This is a genomic window from Streptomyces sp. NPDC001093 (assembly GCF_040298985.1).
Taxonomy (GTDB): domain Bacteria; phylum Actinomycetota; class Actinomycetes; order Streptomycetales; family Streptomycetaceae; genus Streptomyces.
In genome coordinates this window covers 1-20714 of the sequence record NZ_JBEPBF010000089.1, presented here as the reverse complement: position 1 = coordinate 20714, position 20714 = coordinate 1, and the positions used below count along the sequence as shown (strand labels likewise).

Annotated in this window: 17 protein-coding genes; 7 read left to right on the top strand and 10 right to left on the bottom strand. The window is 69.6% G+C overall.

Translation table 11 applies throughout. The features are described from left to right. The first annotated feature begins 28 nt into the window (after positions 1-28). The gene (locus tag ABT288_RS33460) at positions 29-652 is read left to right on the top strand and encodes a hypothetical protein (protein ID WP_351615883.1); all 624 of its coding nucleotides are present in this window, start codon (positions 29-31) and stop codon (positions 650-652) included. Positions 653-704: 52 nt separating this feature from the next. Here ABT288_RS33460 and ABT288_RS33455 read toward each other — a convergent pair whose 3' ends face one another. Beyond that, positions 705-1358, bottom strand: coding sequence for a hypothetical protein (locus ABT288_RS33455; RefSeq protein WP_351615881.1), 654 nt, complete (start codon positions 1356-1358; stop codon positions 705-707). Between the two features lie 253 nt (positions 1359-1611). Between ABT288_RS33455 and ABT288_RS33450 the strand changes: the two genes are divergently transcribed. Further along, positions 1612-2112: a nuclear transport factor 2 family protein gene (locus tag ABT288_RS33450; protein ID WP_351615878.1), complete on the top strand. Its 501-nt coding sequence runs from the start codon at positions 1612-1614 to the stop codon at positions 2110-2112. A 131-nt stretch (positions 2113-2243) separates the two neighbouring features. Beyond that, positions 2244-3818, top strand: coding sequence for an apolipoprotein N-acyltransferase (gene lnt / locus ABT288_RS33445; protein ID WP_351615875.1), 1575 nt, complete (start codon positions 2244-2246; stop codon positions 3816-3818). Here the strand turns inward: lnt and ABT288_RS33440 are convergent. Beyond that, the gene (locus ABT288_RS33440) at positions 3736-4647 is read right to left on the bottom strand and encodes a Gfo/Idh/MocA family protein (RefSeq protein WP_351615872.1); all 912 of its coding nucleotides are present in this window, start codon (positions 4645-4647) and stop codon (positions 3736-3738) included. The genes lnt and ABT288_RS33440 overlap by 83 nt on opposite strands. Positions 4648-4657: 10 nt before the next feature. Further along, on the bottom strand, positions 4658-5827 hold the full coding sequence (locus tag ABT288_RS33435; RefSeq protein WP_351615870.1) for an FAD-dependent monooxygenase: 1170 nt from the start codon (positions 5825-5827) through the stop codon (positions 4658-4660). Between the two features lie 82 nt (positions 5828-5909). Between ABT288_RS33435 and ABT288_RS33430 the strand changes: the two genes are divergently transcribed. The 3 genes from ABT288_RS33430 (at position 5910) to ABT288_RS33420 (ending at position 7655) form a co-directional block, all read left to right on the top strand. Next, the gene (locus tag ABT288_RS33430) at positions 5910-6500 is read left to right on the top strand and encodes a TetR/AcrR family transcriptional regulator (RefSeq protein ID WP_351615868.1); all 591 of its coding nucleotides are present in this window, start codon (positions 5910-5912) and stop codon (positions 6498-6500) included. Between the two features lie 43 nt (positions 6501-6543). Beyond that, positions 6544-7056, top strand: a complete 513-nt coding sequence (locus ABT288_RS33425) for a DinB family protein (protein ID WP_351615867.1) — start codon at positions 6544-6546, stop codon at positions 7054-7056. Between the two features lie 116 nt (positions 7057-7172). Then, positions 7173-7655, top strand: a complete 483-nt coding sequence (locus tag ABT288_RS33420) for a hypothetical protein (RefSeq protein ID WP_351615864.1) — start codon at positions 7173-7175, stop codon at positions 7653-7655. Positions 7656-7676: 21 nt separating this feature from the next. On the opposite strand, the gene ABT288_RS33415 is transcribed toward ABT288_RS33420, so the two are convergent. The 7 genes from ABT288_RS33415 to ABT288_RS33385 all read right to left on the bottom strand — a co-directional run bounded on the left by ABT288_RS33415 (position 7677) and on the right by ABT288_RS33385 (position 18274). Further along, positions 7677-8126: a hypothetical protein gene (locus ABT288_RS33415; protein ID WP_351615861.1), complete on the bottom strand. Its 450-nt coding sequence runs from the start codon at positions 8124-8126 to the stop codon at positions 7677-7679. Between the two features lie 210 nt (positions 8127-8336). After that, positions 8337-9020, bottom strand: a complete 684-nt coding sequence (locus tag ABT288_RS33410; RefSeq protein ID WP_351615858.1) for a uracil-DNA glycosylase — start codon at positions 9018-9020, stop codon at positions 8337-8339. Positions 9021-9128: 108 nt separating this feature from the next. Next, entirely contained in the window at positions 9129-10706 is a 1578-nt protein-coding gene (locus tag ABT288_RS33405) for an ABC transporter substrate-binding protein (protein ID WP_351615855.1), read from the bottom strand. 187 nt (positions 10707-10893) lie between these two features. Beyond that, positions 10894-11661 (bottom strand): SDR family oxidoreductase, encoded by a 768-nt coding sequence (locus tag ABT288_RS33400; protein ID WP_351615852.1) that lies wholly within the window; start codon positions 11659-11661, stop codon positions 10894-10896. A 13-nt stretch (positions 11662-11674) separates the two neighbouring features. After that, a complete protein-coding gene (gene fabG / locus ABT288_RS33395; protein ID WP_351615849.1) occupies positions 11675-12436 on the bottom strand; it encodes a 3-oxoacyl-ACP reductase FabG in 762 nt (253 codons plus the stop codon). Between the two features lie 403 nt (positions 12437-12839). Further along, complete coding sequence (locus ABT288_RS33390; protein ID WP_351615846.1) at positions 12840-14678, bottom strand: glycoside hydrolase family 15 protein; 1839 nt, start codon at positions 14676-14678, stop codon at positions 12840-12842. Positions 14679-14836: 158 nt separating this feature from the next. Continuing rightward, on the bottom strand, positions 14837-18274 hold the full coding sequence (locus tag ABT288_RS33385) for an ATP-binding protein (RefSeq protein WP_351615843.1): 3438 nt from the start codon (positions 18272-18274) through the stop codon (positions 14837-14839). 1622 nt (positions 18275-19896) lie between these two features. Here ABT288_RS33385 and ABT288_RS33380 point away from each other — a divergent pair. Beyond that, the coding region (locus ABT288_RS33380) for an NAD(P)-binding protein (protein WP_351615840.1) at positions 19897-20714 on the top strand (818 nt) is incomplete at its 3' end.

Genomic DNA, 20714 nt, shown 5'->3' with positions numbered 1-20714 from the left:
CACTCCGACGCCGTCAAGGTGCGGCGCCGTGAGTACGGACATCCATGGCGGCATCGAGTTTCGTCATCCCGGTGTCGGCACCGACCACTACGACGGCGAGCCGTGGGTGGCCGCCATGGATCTCTGGCCGCTGTACGACGAGACCGACTACGCGGCCTTCGGCTGTCTCTTCGGGGTGCGCAACTACGCGGGCTTTCCACCCCTTGCACCGGATCGCGGTCTTCCCGCCGACCTGTCGAGCGGCATGCGCTCGCAGCTCGAGCCCTGGGTTTCATCGGGCCACCTGCACGGCGCGAGCTGGGTCAGCTGGGCGGAACTCGCTTCCCTGGATCCCGGGGCCTCGCCCGATCACTTCATCGGCCGGCTGACCTGGCGCACGACATCGCTGCCATCGACCCTGCGTCAACAGCTCGTATCCGATCCATGGCCACCGGAAGCCCTGTCCGCGGCAGGCACGCCGCCCGCGGACGTGCGCAGCGCGACGCGCCGCGTGGAGTGGTCCACCGGCGAAGTGATGTGCGCCTACGAACCGTTGACCGTCGGCGCCGTCCTGGGCCCCGGGACTCACTGGCCACATGTCTTCGCGGTGATGAAGGCGCTGGCAGGCCGCTTCGGTGACGACGGCGTCCGCCTGGTCGTGGCGTTCGACTGACCGGGTGCCGCCGCGTCGCGGCCGGCCACACCTGGTCCCAGGCATCCACTGGTCAGTCGCTGCCACTGCGGCTGTGGCCGGCGCCGCGGGTCCACAGGGACAGATCGCTGCTCGTCGCCACGGCAAGGGTCTGCCCGGAGGGCGAGAAGCCGGCGGCGCGGAGCTCGGAGTAGTCGGAGTGGAAGATGTGCCACCAGCGCTCCCCGTGGGGACCGGAGTGCGGCAATCCGCTGCCGCGGGAGAGCAGGACACGCTCGTTCGGCCAGGCCGGGGCAACGACCTCCAGCTTCCAGCCGTCTTCGGTGGTGGTGTGCAGTCCTCCTCCGAAGAGCCCGGCGATGCGCACCCTGCTTCCGGCGACCGGTCCCAGTCCAGGACACGACAGAGCGGGATCTGCATCGGGGCTGCTGTCCTCGGGATCAGGGTCACGGTCCCGCGCGATCTTCTCTCCGGTGACGGCGTCGAAGAGACCGTGACCGTCGTGCGAGACGACCATGACCACGTCCTGACCGGTGCCGGGGTGCGAGGCGAAGCCGATCCCGAGCAGCCCGCCGACCGGGGCGTACGCGATGCGCCGCCATGGCTCGGGCGCCGGCACCACGGGGGCCGCGAGCAGCCTTTCCCGCATCGCCTGCTGGTACGGGGAAAGCCCCGGCTCAGGGCCCGGCTGCTCGACCGGAGGTTCGTCCTTCGTCCACTTCGTCACCCCGCCATGATCCATACTTCGGCAGGTTCACCCAACAGAGTTGGCACAGCCCGGTGGGCCTGATGGACGGCCGCCGACCGTGGAGCCCGTGTACGGGCCCGGATGCGGAACTGGGGTTCCGGCTCGGTGGATTGACCGTTCATGGCGACAGGTTCGGGGCGTCGGCCCGCCCCGCACCACCGAATGTCCCCGCACCACCGATTGTCCCGGCGCGCCTCTTGGCTCAGCGCCCGCCATGCCCAACACTGTGCCGATGACGCAGCGCGCTGAGCTCGCGACCGTGATGGACCGGCTGGCCGTGGACGAGTTGATCACCGCGTACGCGGTGGCGGTCGACGACGGCGACTGGACGGCGTACCGAATGCTGTTCACGGCGGACGGACGGGCCGACTACCGTTCGGCCGGCGGTATAGAGGGCGACGCGGGTCAGATCGCCGGATGGCTCGCCGAGAGCCTGGCGCTGTTCGCCATGCGACAGCACCTGATCGTCAACCGCCAGGTACGGTTCGGCTTCCTGGAACACGACACCGGCGACACCGCCTCCGTGCGGGCCGACTACCTCAACCCGATGCGCTTCGCGGCCAACGGCAGCCCTACGGCCCCGGACCTGGTATGCGGTGGCCGGTACGACTTCGCGCTCCTGCGCACCCCGGAGGGCTGGCGCCTGCGCCAGGTGACCGTGGAGGAGAAATGGCGCCGCCTTGCCACCAAGGTGACCCCAGCCCCGCCCACTGAAGAGGGCGCGCGGGGCTGACGTGCGGCTCCGCCAGGGACCCGCAGCGTGCCGCCGGCAGATCCACCCGGGCTTTCCGCGACCCCACGCCCCCTGTCCTAGATCGCTTCGGACGCGCACACTGGAGTGAGCGCAGGGCAGGGAGGGCCCCCATGAGGACGATCAATCGCTGGCTCAGCTCCCCCTGGCGCCGTTCCTGTGCCGCCGCCCTTGCGGGTGCGCTGCCGGTGCTCGCCTTCCCCGCGCCGGCACTGTGGTGGTTCGCCTACGTCGCCCTGGTCCCCTGGATCCTGCTGGCCCGCTCGGCCCCCAGCGGGCGCCGCGCGGCGTACGACGGCTGGAGCGGCGGCTTCGGCTTCCTGCTGGCCGTGCACCACTGGCTGCTGCCGAGCCTGCACGTGTTCATCTTCCTGATAGCCGCCCTGCTGGGTCTCCTGTGGGCGCCCTGGGGCTGGCTGGTGCGCCGCTTCCTGGGCGGCCACCCGACGCCGGGCCGGGCCGCCGCCGCCGTGCTGGTACTGCCGTCCGGCTGGCTGATGGTGGAGCTGGTGCGGTCCTGGCAGGGGCTGGGCGGGCCGTGGGGCATGCTGGGCGCCAGCCAGTGGCAGGTGGCTCCGGTGCTGCGGCTGGCCTCGGTCGGCGGGGTGTGGCTGCTGAGCTTTCTGGTGGTGGCCGTCAACGTGGCGGCGGCCTTGCTGACATCCGTGCGGGAGGCCCGCGTCCCGGCCGTGGCCTCGCTGGTCGCCACGGCGGCCGCGACCTCGGCCGTATGGGCCTGGGCACCGCACCCGGAGGTCGACGGGCGGGTGCGGATCGCGGTCGTACAGCCCGGGATCGTGAGCGGGCACGACAGCGGCGCACAGCGGTTCGACCGCGAGGAGCAGCTGACCCGGCGGCTCGTCGGTCAGCATCTCGACCTGGTGGTGTGGGGCGAGTCCAGCGTCGGGTACGACCTGGGCCACCGGCCCGACCTGGCCCGGCGGATCGCCGCGCTGTCCCGCGCGACCGGCGCGGACGTGCTGGTGAACGTGGACGCCCGCCGCTCAGACCGGCCCGGGATCTACAAGAGTTCGGTGCTGATCGGTCCGGACGGCCCGACCGGCGAGCGGTACGACAAGATGCGGCTCGTGCCCTTCGGCGAGTACATACCGGCCCGCTCGCTCCTCGGCTGGGCCACCTCGGTCGGCCGGGCGGCCGGCGAGGACCGCAGGCGCGGCACCGAGCAGGTCGTGATGGACGTCGGGCACGGGCTGCGGATAGGCCCGCTGATCTGCTTCGAGACCGCGTTCCCCGACATGAGCCGGCATCTGGCCGAGGACGGCGCCGATGTCCTGCTCGGGCAGTCCGCCACGTCCACCTTCCAGGGCAGCTGGGCGCCGGAGCAGCATGCCTCGCTGGCCGCGATCAGGGCCGCCGAGACCGGCCGCCCGATGGTGCACGCCACCCTCACCGGGGTCTCGGCCGTGTACGGTCCGGGCGGGCAGCGGCTCGGTCCGTGGCTCGGCACCGACGCGAGCGCCGCCCGCGTGTACGACGTACCGCTCGCGCACGGCATCACGCCGTACGTCCGCTACGGCGACTGGCCGGTGCACGGCGCGCTGCTGGTGCTGGCGGCGCTGTGCGTCACCGAGAGCCTGCGGACGCTCAGGCTGCGGCGGAACGGTCCCGAACCGCTCGTACCACCCGCTCGCACAGCTCATGGGTCGCCAGCGCGTCCCGGGAGCTGAGCACCTTCCCTGCGCGCACGGCGTCGAGGAAGGCGAGGACCGCCTGCTCGATGCCGCGCTGCCGGGCCACCGGCACCCAGTCGCCGCGCCGGCGCACGGTCGGCTGGCCCTTGTGGTCGATGACCTCGGCGAGGTTGAGCACCTGACGCTTGGTGTCCTGCCCCGACACCTCCAGGACCTCCTCGGCGGAGCCGCTGAGCCGGTTCATCACGCCGAGTGCGGTGAAGCCGTCCCCGCCGAGCTGGAGCACCACGTGGTGCAGCAGCCCGTCCTCCACCCGGGCGCGGACGGTGACGTCGTCGACCGGGCCCGGCACCAGGAACCGAAGGGTGTCGACGACGTGGATGAAGTCGTCCAGGATCATCGAGCGCGGTTCCTCGGGCAGCCCGATCCGGTTCTTCTGCATGAGGATCAGCTCGCGCGGGTGCTCCAGGCACTGTGCGTACCCGGGCGCGTACCGACGGTTGAAGCCGACGAACAGGGAGACCCCGCGCTCCTCGGCGAGGCCCACCAGCCGCTCGGAGTCGGCGAGTTCGTAGGCGAGCGGCTTGTCCACGTACGTCGGTACGCCCGCCTGGAGCAGCCGGGTGACGATCTCCGGGTGGACGGGGGTCGGGGCGTGCACGAAGGCCGCGTCGAGACCGGCGGCCAGCAGGGAGTCGAGCGTGCTGTGCCGGCGGCCGGCCGGCAGGTGCAGGCTGTCCCCGACCCGGTCGAGGGTGGCGGACGTCCTGGTCTGGAGGTGCAGGTCGACGCCCGGCTGCATGGCCAGCACCGGCAGGTACGCCTTCTGCGCGATGTCCCCGAGTCCGATGCAGCCGACCTTCACGATCTCTCCCCTACCGCTCGACAGCCTCTCCGGCAGCATACGGCGGCCGCCAGCCGGCGATGTCGTCGAAGCCGCGCAGGAGGAGCGCGGGCGCGGCCTTGGACAGGGCCGCGATCGCGGTGTCGCGTACGGCGACGGCGAGGGGGTTGCCGGCCATGTTCACGCGGGCGGCCCTGACGGCCCGGCGGGCGATCGCGGTGGTGCGCGGCAGCCGGGCGGCGGTGTAGGCGGCCAGGTCGTCGCGGTGGTGCGCGAGCACGACGGCGTCCTCGATGGCCTGGTTGCCGCCCTGGCCGAGGGTCGGCGGCATGCCGTGGGCGGCGTCGCCGAGCAGGGCCACCCGGCCCGCGTGGTAGGCCGGCAGGGGCGTGACGATGTGGTGGACGTCGTGCCGGAGCACGTCCTCGGGGTGGGCGGCGGCGAGCACGGCGGGGACGGGATCGTGCCAGTCGCCGAACAGGCGCAGGAGTTCGGCCTTCTCGTCGTCCGGTGCCCGCCCGCCGGCCGGGGTCATGGCCGCCGCGTAGGCGTAGACGCGGCCGTCCTTGACCGGCTGGGTGCCCCAGATGCGGCCCCGGCCCCAGGTCTCGTGCGGGGCGAACTCCACGCCGGGCACCGGGATCAGCACCCGCCAGGTGGTGAACCCCGCGTACACCGGGCCGGGGTGCTCCGGGAAAAGGGAGCCGCGGACACGGGAGTTGATGCCGTCCGCGCCGACCACCAGCTCGGCCTCCAGCTCGTCGTCGCCGATGCTCACCCGGGCGGGCCGCCGGCCGTCGCCGGGTTCGGCGAGGCTCGCGGTGGCCGCGGTGCGGACGGCATCGGGCGGGAGCAGGGCGGCGAGGCGGTCGACGAGCGCGGCGCGGGGCAGCAGGACCAGCGGGCCGCCGAATCGGGCGGCGGCCGCCTCGGCGCTGGACCGGGACAGCCACCGTCCGCCGGGGGTGCGCAGGCCGCCGTCGCCCTGCCAGGCGGCCAGATCCCGGATCTCCTCGCCGATGCCGAGCACGTCCAGGGCGCGCAGGGCGTTCGGGGCGAGCGAGATGGCCGCGCCGACCGGTTCCAGGGAGCGGGCCCGCTCCAGCACGGTCACGTCCCGGCCCCTGTGGTGCAGTGCCGCCGCCGCGGCCAGACCTCCGATGCCGCCGCCGATGACGATCGCGCGCGCCGGCTGAACCATGGCTCCTCCCGGATCCCCTCAGACTACATCTGTAGTGCATGCGACCCTACTACAGCCGTAGTGAGACAGATAGGGTCACCTCATGTCCGTACGCACCCCCACTGCCTCCCGTGCCGATCTCGTCGCCGACGCCGCCCTGGCCCTGCTCGCCGAGCGCGGGATGCGCGGGCTGACGCACCGGGCGGTGGACGAGGCGGCGGGGCTGCCGCTGGGCTCGACGTCGAACGTGGCGCGCACCCGGCAGGCCCTGCTGGAACTGGCCGTACGACGGCATGCCGAGCGCGAGGCCCGGGTGCTGGACCCGGCCGAGATGCCGGATCCGAGCGGCGGACCCGACGCACTGGCCGACGGGCTGGCCCTGGCCGTGCACCGCTCCCTGACCCGGGGCCGCGAGCTGCTGATCGCCCGCTACGAACTCGCCCTGGAGGCCACCCGCCGCCCCGAGCTGCGCGCCTTCTACGACCGGACCGGTGCCGTCCTCAAGGAGCAACTGGCCGCGATGCTCGCCGCCGCGGGCTCCCCGGACCCGGCCCGGCACGTGCTGTCCCTGGTCTCCTGGGCGGACGGGCTGATGTTCTCGTGCGCGGCGGGTTCGTTCAGCGCCGAGCAACCGGGCCTGGAAGAGATCCGCACGGGCCTGCGGGCACTGCTCGCGGGGCTGCTGGGACGGTGAAAACCCCTCGTGGGAGGCGTGATCTTCGGCGAGGATGACATGCATGACGACCGAACGCCGAGAACCCGCCCTGAACGCCGGTGAACGCACCATGCTGGAGGGCTGGCTGGACTACCACCGCCGGACGCTGGCCTGGAAGTGCGAGGGCCTGACCGACGAGCAGCTGCGGACCGCGTCCGTGCCGCCCTCCGAGCTGTCCCTCATGGGCCTGGTACGGCACATGACGGAGGTGGAACGGGGCTGGTTCCGCAAGGTCCTCGTGGGCGACGAGCCCGGCCCGGTCTACTCCACGGAGGAGGACCCGGACGGCGAGTTCCATCTCACCGAGGCCGACACCTGGCAGGAGGCGTACGCGACCTGGCAGGCGGAGATCGAGATCGCGCGGCGCAACGCGGCCGGCTTCGAGCTCGACGATCTGTCCAGGGGGAAGAGCAGGTTCAGCGACGAGCCGTTCAGCCTGCGCTGGATCTACACCCACATGATCGAGGAGTACGCCCGGCACAACGGCCACGCCGACCTGATCCGCGAGCGGATCGACGGCGCCACCGGCGACTAGAACGTCAGCCCCGGTCCCCGGAATCCCTCCGTACGGGGCACGAGATCACCCGTGCGGGGGCTCCGACCTCGACTCCCTGCTGCCAACCCGGGCATCGAACCAGCAGAGTTGCGCGGGTGCATCGAACGACGACCACCGCAGCGATCCTGGTCACCGTGGCCGTCTCGGCCCTCTCCGGCTGTGTGACGGTACCGCGCCCCTCGCCCCCCGCGCCGCCCCGGGACACGGCACCCTCAGTGCCGACCGCGGCCCGGCCGGACGGCAGCGCGGAGCCGCGGGCGGTGCAGGCGCCTGCCCAGGAGGCGCTGGAGAGGACGGAGCCGTCCCGGGGTCCGCAGCGCGTCACGGCGGCCACGCCGGCCACGCCGGCGACGCCGCATCGGCCGGCGGAGGCACCCCGGGTCGTACACCACCCCCCGGCGGCCCCATCCGCTCCGGCACGTCCCCGCGGGCGCCCCCGGAAGTCGTACACCGCCGCCCCGGACCTGCCGAGCGCGGCCCCCGAGGCCTCGAACGTGTGCGCCCTGGGCAGGCAGTACGGCGGCTGGCGAGGAGACAGCCCGGAGGCGGAGATCTGCGAGCGGACCTACGGCCACTGAAGCGCGGCAGCCCGGGAGGCGCTAGTCGCCCAGCCGCAACTCCAGCCGACCGATCGCAGCCCACACCCCATCGCCGTACCCGTCGTCGGCCAGAGCGCCGGCGGCTTCGCGCGCCCGGTCCAGTTGGCTGCGGGCCGCCTCGTCCCGGCCCAGCTTCATGTAGTCGGCGGCGAGATTGAGGTGGAGCAAGGGAAACAACCCCCGCACGCTCAGGGGAGCGCCTCGCTCCTCCGCCGCCGACAACGCCCTGAGATCCCAGGCGAGTTCGGCCTCGGGGTCCTCCTGCGTGTCCGCGAGATAGTGGGCCAGGGTGCACCGGTGCAGCGGGTCGCCGTCCTCGCCGACCTCCGCCCACAGGTGCAGGAACCGGCTGCGGGCCTCCTCGCGGTCGCCGCCGTGGTGCAGCATGACGGCCTGCCCGATCCGCGTCAGCAGGGCATCCGGTGCCGCCTGCTCCTGTTGCTCCGCCACGGGTGCCCTCCGGGCTGTCGACCGTTGTGTGGTGCTGACGCTAAACGGCGCCGCGAGGATTCTCGGTCAGGCGGCGCCGTTGTGCCTTCGGCCGGTGGGAAACCGCGGGGCCATCGTGGCTGGTCGCGCCGCGCGGCGGAGCCGCACATCGACACAGGCCCGCGCCCCTGGGGAGTTGCACCCCGGTCGGCTTCGGGGCGCCCCCTGTCCTCAGCCCAGATTCGGGATGCGCCAGTCGATCGGCTCATGTCCCTGCGCGGCGATCGCCTCGTTGATCTGGGTGAACGGGCGGGAGCCGAAGAACTTCTTCGCGGACAGCGGCGAGGGGTGCGCGCCCTTGACGACCACGTGCCGCTGCTCGTCGATCAGCGGCAGCTTCTTCTGCGCGTAGTTGCCCCACAGCACGAAGACCGCCGGGTCCGGACGGGAGGCCACCGCGCGGATCACCGCGTCGGTGAACCTCTCCCAGCCCTTGCCCTTGTGCGAGTTGGCCTCGCCGGCCCGGACCGTGAGGACCGCGTTGAGCAGCAGCACACCCTGCTGGGCCCACGGCATCAGATAGCCGTTGTCCGGGATCGGCAGGCCCAGCTCCTCCTGCATCTCCTTGTAGATGTTCCGCAGGGAGGGCGGGGTCTTCACGCCGGGGCGGACCGAGAAGCACAGGCCGTGGCCCTGGCCCTCGCCGTGGTACGGGTCCTGGCCCAGGACGAGGACCTTGACCTGCTCGTACGGCGTCGCCTCCAGCGCGGCGAAGACCTCCTCGCGCGGCGGATAGACGGGACCCTTCGCCCGCTCCTCCTCGACGAACTCGGTCAGCTCCTTGAAGTAGGGCTGCTGCAGCTCGTCGCCCAGAACCCCGCGCCAGGACTCGGGCAGCATGGCGATGTCGGTCACGTCAACGTCCTCACGATGTCGATCAACCACGGCGTGTGGTCACTTCCAGGTTTCAGAACCTACAGGCGACCACTGACAACCGGCACGCGAAGGCCGCTTCCCCGGGGATCACCAGCTGGTCTTGCGGTGCAGCGCCCACATCATCATGATCGTCGACGGGTCGAGGGCCTGTTCGCCGCCCGAGACGTCCTCGCTGGCGGCGACGAACTGCCGGCCCTGCCACAGCGGGATCAGCCGCGCGTCGTTCACGATGACCTGCTGGGCCTCCTCCATGTCCTTGACCGTCTGGGCGCGGTCGCTCTCCGCGCGCGAGTGGGGCAGCACCTTGTCGGTGATCTCCTTGGACGGGTAGGGCGTACCGAGCGCGTTGTGCTCGCCGACGAACGGCGCGATGAAGTTGTCCGCGTCGGGGAAGTCCGGGAACCAGCCGCGGCCGAACACCGGGTACTCGCCCTTCTGGTAGCCGACCACATAGGTCTTCCAGGGGCGGCTCTTGAGCGTGATCGTGAACAGCCCGGACGCCTCCAGCTGCCGCTTCAGCTCCTGGAACATCAGCGCGGTCTCGGAGCCGTAGCGGTCGGTGGTGTACCAGAGGGTGAGCGGGACGGGCTGGTGGATGCCCGCGTCGGAGAGGATCTTACGGGCCTTGGGGACGCTCGGGTCGCCGTAGTCGTCGAAGAAGCCGGTGGTGTGTCCGGTCAGGCCCTTGGGCACCATCGAGTACAGGGGGTCGACCGTGTCCTTGTAGACCTTGTGCGCGATGGCGCCCCGGTCGACGATCTGGGCGACGGCCTTGCGTACGGCGGGCTGCTTGGCCCAGGGGTCCTTGGGGTTGAACACCAGGTAGCTGATGTCGATGCCGGACCCGTCGACCAGCTGCAGGTTGCTGTCGGCGTGCTGCTGGAGGGCGAGGATGTCGTCGGCGGCGAGGCCGCGGTAGGTGACGTCGATCTGCTTGTCCCGCAGCGCCTTGACCATCCCGGCCGAGTCCTGGAAGTAGCGGATGGTCACCGCGTCGTTCTGCCGCCTGGCGAAGCCCTGGTAGTTGCCGTTGGCGACGAGGACGGCCTGCTTGCCCTCCTCGTAGGACTGGAGCTTGTACGGTCCGGAGCCGTCGACGTCGCCGTCCTTGCGCAGGGAGCGCGCGGGGTAGTCCTTCGGGTCGACGATCGACATGGCGGGCGTGGCCAGCACGAACGGGAAGGTGGCGTCGGACTGGTTGAGCTGGAAGACGACCTCTCGGTCGCCGGTCACCTGCACCCGGTCCAGGCTGCCGAGCAGACCGGCGGGCCCGCTGGGGGCGTCGATCGTGCGGATGCGGTCGATGGAGTACTTGACGGCCTGGGCGTTCAGCGGGTCGCCGTCCGCGAACTTCATGCCCGCGCGCAGCGTGCAGCGGTAGGTGCGGCTGGAGGAATCGGTGAAGGAGCAGCTCTCGGCGGCGTCGGGCTGGGGGGCGGTGGCACCGCTGGGGTAGGCGACCAGCGTCTGGAAGATGTTCCGGTACAGCTCCCAGGACCCGTCCCAGGCACCGGCGGGGTCCAGCGTGCTGGGGGCGCTGGTGGTACCGACGACGATGGGGCCCTTGCCGTCGCCGCTGCCGCTGGACAGCAGGCCGCAGCCGGTCACCAGGGACATGGACGCGATCGCCGCGACTCTCCGCAGGAATCGGTTCCGGTTGAACACGCGCACGCTCCTCGATCTGCCATACCAAGGGTCGGCAGACCATACCGCAGCGTTCTGTCCCCTGAACCTCCCCTGATTCACGGCTTCTTGATCGACTTCGCGATGACGACGTTGTCAGTCCGCTGTGCGGATTCCATGAGGGGTTCCGGGCGCCGATCCGTCCGAAAATCGACGCCCGGAAGGTGGCTCAGCCCACGCCGGCGTTGAGGAAGATCCCGCCGTCGACGACGAGCGTCTGACCGGTGACCCAGTCGGACTGCTCGGAGGTGAGGAAGGCGGCGGCCCCGCCGATGTCGGACGGCACGCCGAGCCGGCCCAGCGGGTAGGAGGCGGCGGCCTCCGCCTCGCGGCCCTCGTACAGGGCCTGCGCGAACTTGGTCTTGACCACGGCGGGGGCGATCGCGTTGACCCGCACCTTCGGCGCGAACTCGTGCGCCAGCTGCTGGGTCAGGTTGATCATCGCGGCCTTGCTGACGCCATAGGCGCCGATGAACGGCGAGGGCGCGAGGCCCGCGACCGAGGCGATGTTGACGATCGCGCCGCCGTTGTCCTTCTGCCAGGCGTGCCAGGTCTTCTGGGCGAAGCCGAGCGCGGAGATCACGTTGGTCTCGAAGACCTTGCGGGCCACGTCCAGGTCGAGGTCGGCGATCGGGCCGAAGACCGGGTTGGTGCCCGCGTTGTTGACCAGGAAGTCCAGGCGGCCGAAGGCCTCCATGGTGCGCCCGACGGCCTCGGTCTGGTGGGCCAGGTCGTGCGCCTTGCCGGCGACGCCGATGACCCGGTCCGAGCCGAGCTTCTCGACGGCCTCCTTCAGCGCGTCCTCGTTGCGGCCGGTGATGCACACGCGGTCGCCGCGCGCGACGAGGGCCTCGGCGACGCCGTAGCCGATGCCGCGGCTGGCGCCCGTGACGAGGGCGACCTTGCCCGAGAGCTCGGGGAGTTCAGCGGAAGTCATGTACCCGTATCCCTTAGTTGAGCGGTCCGCCGGCGACGTACAGCACCTGGCCGGAGACGAAGCCGGCCGCCTCGCCGGTGAAGAAGGCGATGGCGTTGGCGATGTCCTCGGGCTCGCCGACGCGCTGCACCGGGATCGTGCCGGCGGCGGCCTTCTTGAAGTCCTCGAAGTCCATCTTCATGCGGTCGGCGGTGATCTTGGTCATCTCGGTGGCGATGAAGCCGGGGGCGACGGCGTTGGCGGTGATGCCGAACTTGCCCAGCTCGATGGCGAGGGTCTTGGTGAAGCCCTGCAGGCCCGCCTTGGCGGCGGAGTAGTTGACCTGGCCGCGGTTGCCGAGCGCCGAGGAGGAGGAGAGGTTGACGATCCGGCCGAAGCCCGCGTCGACCATGTGCTTCTGGACGGCCTTGGTCATCAGGAAGGAGCCGCGCAGGTGCACGTTCATGACGGTGTCCCAGTCGGAGACGCTCATCTTGAACAGCAGGTTGTCGCGCAGCACGCCCGCGTTGTTGACCAGGATCGTGGGGGCGCCCAGCTCCTCGACGATCCGGGCGACGGCCGCCTCGACCTGCGCCTCGTCGGACACGTCGGCGCCGACCGCGATCGCCCTGCCGCCGGCGGCGGTGATCTTCTCGACGGTGTCCTTGCAGGCGGCCTCGTCGAGGTCGATCACGGCGACCGCGCGACCCTCGGCGGCCAGCCGTACGGCGGTGGCGGCGCCGATGCCGCGCGCCGCGCCGGTGACTACCGCGACCCGCTGTTCAGTGGTGGACATTGCTGCTTCTCCTCGCCCTTGAGAGAACCTGTCGGGGCCTTCGGAAGTGAACCCCTGGTGCGGTGAGCGACCGCTTAGTACCTTCAATACAACGTGACGCTAGAAGCCCTGGCACCCGGTGTCAACGGCACACCTCACTCAGGCGCCATTTTCTTGATCACCCTGTACAGCTCCGATGTCAGCGCAGGCAAGGCGCTCGCGGCGCGGGCGCCGCTCCCAGGGATAGCAGAGGCGCCGCCTTCGGCGCTCCCATGGCGGGGCGAGGTGAGGCCGGCCGGCGGACGGTCTGCGGCCCCGCAGCTCATGCGCGCCGCTCGGGGCGACCGACTGTACCGGTCGCCGATGTGCTGCCGGTGGCTGCCGACGGTGCTCCTCGGGCCCGGCCGGGGGAACCGGGCCCGGGTCACCGACCGTCGAGTGCCTTGTCGAGGGTGAGTGTCGCGTCGATGAGGGCGAGATGCGTGAACGCCTGCGGGAAGTTGCCGAGCTGGCGTCCTGTCAGGTCGATCTCTTCCGAGTACAGGCCCAGATGGTTGGCGTACCCCATCATCTTCTCGAACACCAGCCGGGCCTTGTCCGTCCGTCCCGTGCGGGTGAGGGCGTCGACGTACATGAACGTGCACAGGGAGAAGGTGCCCTCCGAGCCGTGCAGGCCGTCGGGCGAGGCCTCGGGGTTGTAGCGGTAGACCAGGCTGTCGCTGACCAGTTCCCGTTCGATGGCGTCCAGGGTGGATGCCCACATCGGATCCTCGGGGCTGAGGAATCCCACCGTCGCCATGCGCAGCAGCGAGGAGTCCAGCACCTCACTGCCGTAGTGCTGGACGAATGCCTGCCGTTCCTCGCTCCACCCCTTGGCCATGACCTGTTCGTAGACGGCGTCCCGCTCGGTCTGCCACCGTCCGGCTGCCGAGGGCCAGCCCTTCGCCTCGGCGAGGCGCAGGGCGCGGTCGAAGGCCACCCAGGACATGACCCGGCCGTAGGTGAAGTCCTGGCGCCCGCCGCGGGTCTCCCAGATCCCCTCCTCCGCCTGGTCCCAGTGGTCGGCCAGCCAGTCCAGGTTCGCCCGCATCGCGGTCCATCCCCGGTACCCGACCTGGAATCCGTGCTGCTGCGCGAAGTAGATGCTGTCCAGCGCCTCGCCGTAGATGTCCAGTTGAAGCTGTGTCGCGGCGCCGTTGCCGATCCGCACCGGCGCGGAGCCCGCATAGCCCTGCCAGTGGTCGAGGATCTGCTCGTCCAGGTCGGACGAGCCGTCGACCCTGTACATGATGTTGAGCGGGCCTGTGCTGCCGCTGCTGCCGGCCTGCTCCCTGACCCGGTCGCTCAGCCAGACGATGAACGCCCGGGCCTCCTCCGTGAAGCCCAGCCCCAGCAGGGCGTACACGGAGAAGGAGGCGTCACGGATCCAGGTGAAGCGGTAGTCCCAGTTGCGTTCGCCGCCCAGTTGCTCCGGGAGAGCCGCCGTCGGGGCGGCCACCACGGCACCGCTGGGAGCGAAGGTCATGAGCTTCAATGTGATCGCGGAACGCTCCACCATCTCGCGCCAGCGCCCGGTGTAGCGCGACTGCGCCAGCCAGGAGCGCCAGAACGCCACGGTCTCGTCGAAGAGCCGTTGGTATGCGTCCAGGCGGATCTCGGCGGGCGGCCCCTCGGCGCCCAGCTCCAGCATCAGCCCGCGGTGCTGACCGGCCTGCAGCGTCAGCGACAGGTGCAGGTCGGCACCCTGGCCCGTGAGAACGTCGAGGAGCCGCATGTCCTCGGGTTCACGGATGGGGTGCACGGTGAGCTCCGTGCCGTCCTCCGCGGCGAAGACCGCTCCGTTCGGGGTGATGTGCAACTCGTGCTTCGTGCGCCCGTAGTCGAACCGCGGGGCGATGTCCACCTGGAACGTCATGCTGCCGCGCACACAGCGCACCAGACGGACCAGCCGGTGGCGGGAGGTGACCTTCGTACCGGTCACGGGCATGAAGTCGACGACCTCGCCGGCACCCGCCTCGGTCATGAACCGGGTCACCAGGACCGCCGTGTCGGGCAGGTACAACTGCTTGGTCGCATACGTCCGGTGCGCCGGCCGGACCGTGCAGTGCCCGCCGTTGTCCTTGTCCAGCAGCGCCCCGAAGACACTCGGCGAGTCGAAGCGGGGGGAGCAGAACCAGTCGACCACGCCGTCGGTGCTGACGAGCGCCGCGGTCTGCAGATCGCCGATGAGACCGTGGTTTTCGATGAGTGGGTAGCCGTTCATCGCGGCGCCCCCTTCGGTGTGAGACACCCGAACGCCCCCCTGGATCAGCCTAATCCGTAGGTTCCGCTCCCGCTCGTCGTCCGAATGCGCGTGCTGTGCGCCGGCAGCCGGCAGTTCACGCGGGGCGGTCGAGGAGCCGGCCCGCCGCACCTCTCACCTCAGAGGAGGTGATCGTCCTCGTCGGTGGTCTTGCGGTTCCGGTTGGCCATCTCTTCCCAGAAGGCATCCAACTCCCTGACGGGGATGCTCACCCAAGGCGCGGTGCGACGGCTGACGGCCGGCAGATGCCAGCGGGAGCGGCTGTGCAGAAGCGCCTGTTGCTGCCGGCAGAACAGCTCCGCCACCTCCGTCTGTGCCTTTCCGGCCCGCGGAGGATAGGGGCACAGACGGAACTCGCACGGGGACACGCACGTGGTGCGGGAGCCCTCCCTCTCGGCCCGGCCGACACTGCGTTCCGGGTGAAGCCGGCTGCGGTCGTGGGTGAGACAGAACGGGAGGTCGTTCCTGTTCGCGCGTTTCAGACGTTCCTCGATGTCGTCCGGGGTTTCGTTGCCCTCGGTGAGATTGAGCATCACCAGTACGTCGGCGAGAAGGCGCTGTGCCCGCGGGTGCAGGATCGTCCAGCCGACGGACGGGGCGATCCACAGGTTGTGCTTGCGGTAGCGCTCCGGATCAGCCGGGGTGGAACCGACGTTGTCCGTGGCCTCGTTCTCGTCGATCCAGATGAACCGCTCGGGGTGTCCCGTCTCGAGGGCCAGGGTCATCAGATCGCCGGCCTCGGCGACAAACGGGTGCAGGACCCTGTCAGCATGGCGCTCGTGCGGGGCGCCGACGGACGGTGCGGCCTCGTGCGCACTGCCCGCCATGGCGAGCCATCGGGTGACCGACCTCATGGGCTCCATGGGGCCGTCGGATGCCACGTCGCCGTCCGGCGAAAATCTGGTGGGCGGTGGTGCGGCTCGGCGGCCGTGCCTGTTCGCCGCGCCCGTTCCGCCGTTGTGTCCAAGCGTGTCGGGGAGCTCCCACAGGCACAGTGCCTGCATAAGACTCAGCTGCGCGTACCAGGAGCGACTGCGGGTGAGCATCTTCTCCGCCTGTTTCACCAGATACGCCCGGGTCTCCTGGTAGGCCCCCGGGTGCCGTCGTCTGCGGTTCGCCGCGTTCTTGAAGCCCTGGGCCAAGGCGTTTTCCAAAGAGAACGGCATGGGCGGGGTCTGCCGGCCGGCCGGGACGATCAGGTTGTCCAACCACAGGTTCAGCCGCTCCTTGGCCTCGTCACGGTACTTCTCGGAGACCGACCCGACACTCATGGGAACGAGCCAGGCCCGGAGAGCGAAATGGCGCCACCAGGTGATGCGGCTCTGCTCGTACTCCTCCACGATCCGGTCGTGCTTCCGCTGTCTCCTTTCCGCCGCCTCCAGGTCGGCAGCAGGTCTCTTGTCCACTTCTTTGAGCCAAGCAGCGTATTCGCAGTCGAGCTTCTGCTTCGCTTCGCGAATCTTGTCCAGGTACTGGGATATGGGGTCGCTTCCGAGTGTGAACTCCGTGCGTAGTGCCTGGAAGGCCGCATCGCCACCGGCGGCTATTTGGTGTGCGATGGCGATCCGGACCGGATGTGAGGGCTCATGCGTACCGATGTCGAAGAGGCGCTTGTAGGGCAACGCATGGTTCAGCGCATGGTTCCCCTTGTCGCGGCGGTTCCGTTCACGCAGTGCGGCTCCGAAGCGCCGGACCAACCGCAGCTTCGCGTCCTCGATGGTCCGCTGATCGCCTCTGATGTCGAGCCTCGGCCATTTTTCTTCCAGGTCACGGGCCAGCTTGTCCTGTATGGGATCCGGATCGACACAGTCGATCTCCAGGGCCGCTGCGTACAGGTCGAAGTACTTCGCGTCGTGCCGGCCCTCCGCGGCGTCGCTCAGCAGCTTGGAGAGTCCCCGCGTTCCGTGGCTGTTCCAGGTGCGGGCAGCCGTGGCCGGCACGGTGGCCGACTGGGTGGCGCGGGGATCTGCCTGCTGACGTGAGAGCAGCACCAGAGCGATGAGCAGTTCCCGGGACGGCCCCGGACTGTGCAGTGCCGGTGTGACCACCGCGGTGATCTCGTCGTCCTTCATCTCCCTCAGAAGGAGATATCCCAGATATGCCTGAAGGATGCTGTGCGGGAACCGAACCTTGTTCTTGCAGCCGTAGACCAGTCCGAGGAGCTGCCCATTGGCGGTATATCTCGCCAGTTCCGTACGACACTCGACGGGGTAATTCAGGGTGTCGAGCCAGGCTGCTGAACCGCCGATTTTCCGGTGCAATACGCCCCATATCGCGTCGCGTTGCTTCGGGGAAACGGTGAGGCGCACTCCGTGCTGCTGAGGATCCAGGGGCGGTTCCTCTTCCATTTCCTGATATTTCCTGCGCTCGCAAAGATCGTTCAAGTGCGCGCTGACGAATGCGTCGAACGTCACCTCGATACTGTCCTGCAACAGTCCGAGGCAGGCCAGCGCCGACACGACCCACAGCGTTTCCCGGCGCTCCCTGCGGTCCATCACCAGCCTGTCGAATATGTGTCCGTCTTCGATGGCCTGTCGGTAGGTGTTCAGAAGCCCGAGTCTGAGAGTCGAGCAGTCGTTGCTGCGCGTGTCCAGGCGACCGCCTTCCTCACGGAGGGTCAGGTGCTCCAGGAGCCCGCACTGCTGCAGCAGACGGGCGATACGCAGGTAGATCGGCGAGTCCGTGACCTGGGCGGTCTCCACCACCCAGTCCAGTCGGCGCTCGTCCGACTCACCGGGTTCGCGTATCAGGTATTCCAGGGCCGCTTCCTCGCTCAGCGGTTCAAGGTTGGCGATCGCGGCCCGGGTCCCCTCGAGCGGTGCGTGCGGGCGCGAGGCGATGACCAAGGGGAGCTTTTGCCGGTCCGCGCGCTCTATCGCCCGGCGGATGATGTTGTCGCGGTCCTCCTGGTACTTCTCGTCCAGAAGGGCCTCCTCCAGACCGTCGGCGATGACGACAGCCTTGTCGTCGAGTCTCAGCTGCCGCCACGTCTTGTCGATGTTGCTGCCGGCGAGTACTCCCTGATCCGCCTCGTCCTCGAAACGACGCCGTGCTATTTCCTCGAAGTCGAGTTCACCGTCGCCCTTCATGTCGCGCAGACTGATGGGTACGGGAACGGCGGACTGTTGTGCCAGCATCCGGGTGAGTTCGACCAGAACGGCCGTCTTGCCGACGCCCACACCACCGACGAGCAGATAAGGCTTCCGCGTTTTCCGGCTGCGGAGGGTCTGGGCCATCACCTGGGACAGTTCCCGGCGCCCGACAATCCTGTTGACGAGCGTACCGGCCGTGGGGACCAGTTCATGGGGATGCGTGCGCGCCTTGTCGATGAGCGGCTTCTTGGTCTTGTGGTACCAGTAGAGAAGGAAGAATGCCAGGAGCAGGGAGCCCGTCAGAACAGGGCCCACGATGTTCTTGACGGCGTCGAACCAGAAGGAGTCGAGGGATTTGTGCAGATCGGTATCTTTACCCTTCGGATTACTTTTGAAATCATAAAGAGCCAGTCCTACCCAAGTGAAAAGAAGAAGAGTTCCGAGGAAGGCGTATATGCGCAGCAAGGGGCCCAGGGAAAAATTCCAGGAGCGCCAATTCCGGTTAGGGACGATGCTCCTGCGTGCCTCCCTTTCAGTCCTGATCTTGCGCCATCTTCTGCCCACTGCCCGTGAGATCCGGGAGGACCACCGTCTCGGATACAACGTGTACCAGGGGGCGCTGTGGGGCCGTGCCCTGCCTTCCGGATGGCGGATGACCTTGGTGGACATGAGGTCCGTTCCCTCCGCGCGGCACATTGCTGACGGGACGTCCTGCGGACGCAGAGTGGTGGCGCGCATAGAGATCGGCGGGTCATGGTCGTGGTGCCGCGCATCACATGTGCGACCCGGCTCCACGCTGCAACTGCGTCATATCGCTGCCCCGCGTCGATGGCATCGGCCGCGCGAACACCTGCTGGCACGTATGCCTTCATTCCCATCAAAGCACGCGTAGGGTGGACCGCAACACGGCCGCCGGTCAAACGGACGTGGCCTCCTGCGCAGCCTGTGCGCGGGGCATAGCCCTTCTGCAGGCCGGTAGTTGAGCTGTGGACTTCCGGGCGCGGTGCTGATCGTCTACAGGGCCGGTCTTCGCGCTTCGGTGGGCACCGGCCTCCGGGGTGCGGTGGCCTGCCCCCGGCTCTTCGATGTCACCACACCCGCTGGGATCGCACGGTCACGTACGCACTGACCAGCCGCTCGGCAGCCGCTCACGCGCCGTCATGGGAGGGCTGCTTGAGGTACGGCCAGGCCGGCGCCGGCGTCACTCCGGCCCGCTCTGCCCGGTGCGAGCGCGCCACCGCCGGAGCCACCCCGCGGCCGTCGCCTCTCGCAAAACCACTGCCGACGGCACCTCCTGATGCCCATTCTGGTTCAGGCGACGGCGATGGGGACGTCATGCCACAGGTCGGCCGAATCGACCTCTGGCATACGCCCGCGGCCCATCCGGCGATCTTGCGGGATCGCGCGTATCGTTGTGGATGCGGCAGTGGTCTGCGCGCCCGGCGTTCCCGGCAGCGACACCACTCGCGGCTTGACCATCGAAAGTCCCCAAGAACGATCTGCGCTCTCCTGAGCCGTCCTTCCGGCATGCTCGCGCCGGATTCCCACGTACTCGTGGCGGCAGCCGATGGACGCACTCGATTCCCGCCCTTTCCCTCCGCGTGATCAGAAAGCCGGCAGCAGGCCGGATCCGATGGATCCGCTCGAAAGGTGACGGAGTTCGGAAATGCCGAGTCCACCATGTCCGACATGCGCGCCCGCACCAGACGGCCGTCCGGCGCTTCCCGAGCGCGGGCGAGCGGTAGTGGTTTCGGTTTCAGCGATCCTCAGCCTCCGGGTGACTCCTTCTTCACCCGGTCCGGCACCGATATGTCGACGTCCCAGGCTGTGGCCGTCACCGCCCTGACGGCCACCGGTGACGCCGTGCTGAGGGCCGTCATCCACCACAGCGACCGCACGGAACCCTCCGGGCAGTTCGTCGGCACCACCGGCCACCGGCACAGCGTCCGCGACCTGACGTGGAGCCGCGGCGCCCACCTGTCCGCCATGCGAGCCAGGGCCGAGACCGTCCGACGGTGGCCGGCCGACTCGAACGCCGGCCGCCACACCCGTCCCGGCGCGCCCGGCAGAGGAGGAGTGACTGCCCCATGTACGAGAAGTTCCCCCAAGGGGCGGCGAAGCGCACCGACCCCATGGCGGCGGCCGAGGATGTCTACGATGCCGTCATCGTCGGCGGCGGGATCTCCGGCGCCCTCATCGCCTCGCGGCTCAGCGACGCGGGCAGGAGAGTGCTGATACTGGAGGCGGGCCCGGCCGAGGACCTGACCCTGAGGGGCTACGAGGACTACCTGAACCGGTTCTACTCGGCCATCGGCAAGGACAACCAGTCCCCCTATCCGGCCATCCTCAACGCCCCGATGCCTCGCGGCACCGACGCGCGGCGCATCTTCCCGGGCACGTCCGATGCTTCGGCCTACCTCGTGCAGAGTGGGCCCTTGGCCACCGACACGACCTATACGCGGGTCCTCGGGGGCACGACCATGCACTGGGAGGGCAAGACGCTGCGGATGCTGCCCGAGGACTTCCGGATGCGCACGCTCTACGGCGAGGGGGCCGACTGGCCGCTCACCTACGAGGATCTCGCCCCGTACTACAACGAGGCCGAACGGGAGATCGGGGTCTCCGCCGACGTGGCGGACCAGGCCTACCTCGGGATCACCTTCGACGAGGGCTATGTGTTCCCCATGAAGGGGCTGCCCCTGTCGTACCTGGACCGGATGGTGGCCAGGGATGTCGACGGGATGCCGGTGGAACTCGACGGGGAGCGGCGGGAGTTGCGGGTGCGGCCGTTCCCGCAGGGGCGGAACGGGGTTCCGAACCCGGCCTATGACGGTGGGAAGGGCTATGTGCCGCGGGGGGCGGTGAGTACGTATCAGGTGGAGGTCGGCGGGCGGTGCCAGGGCAA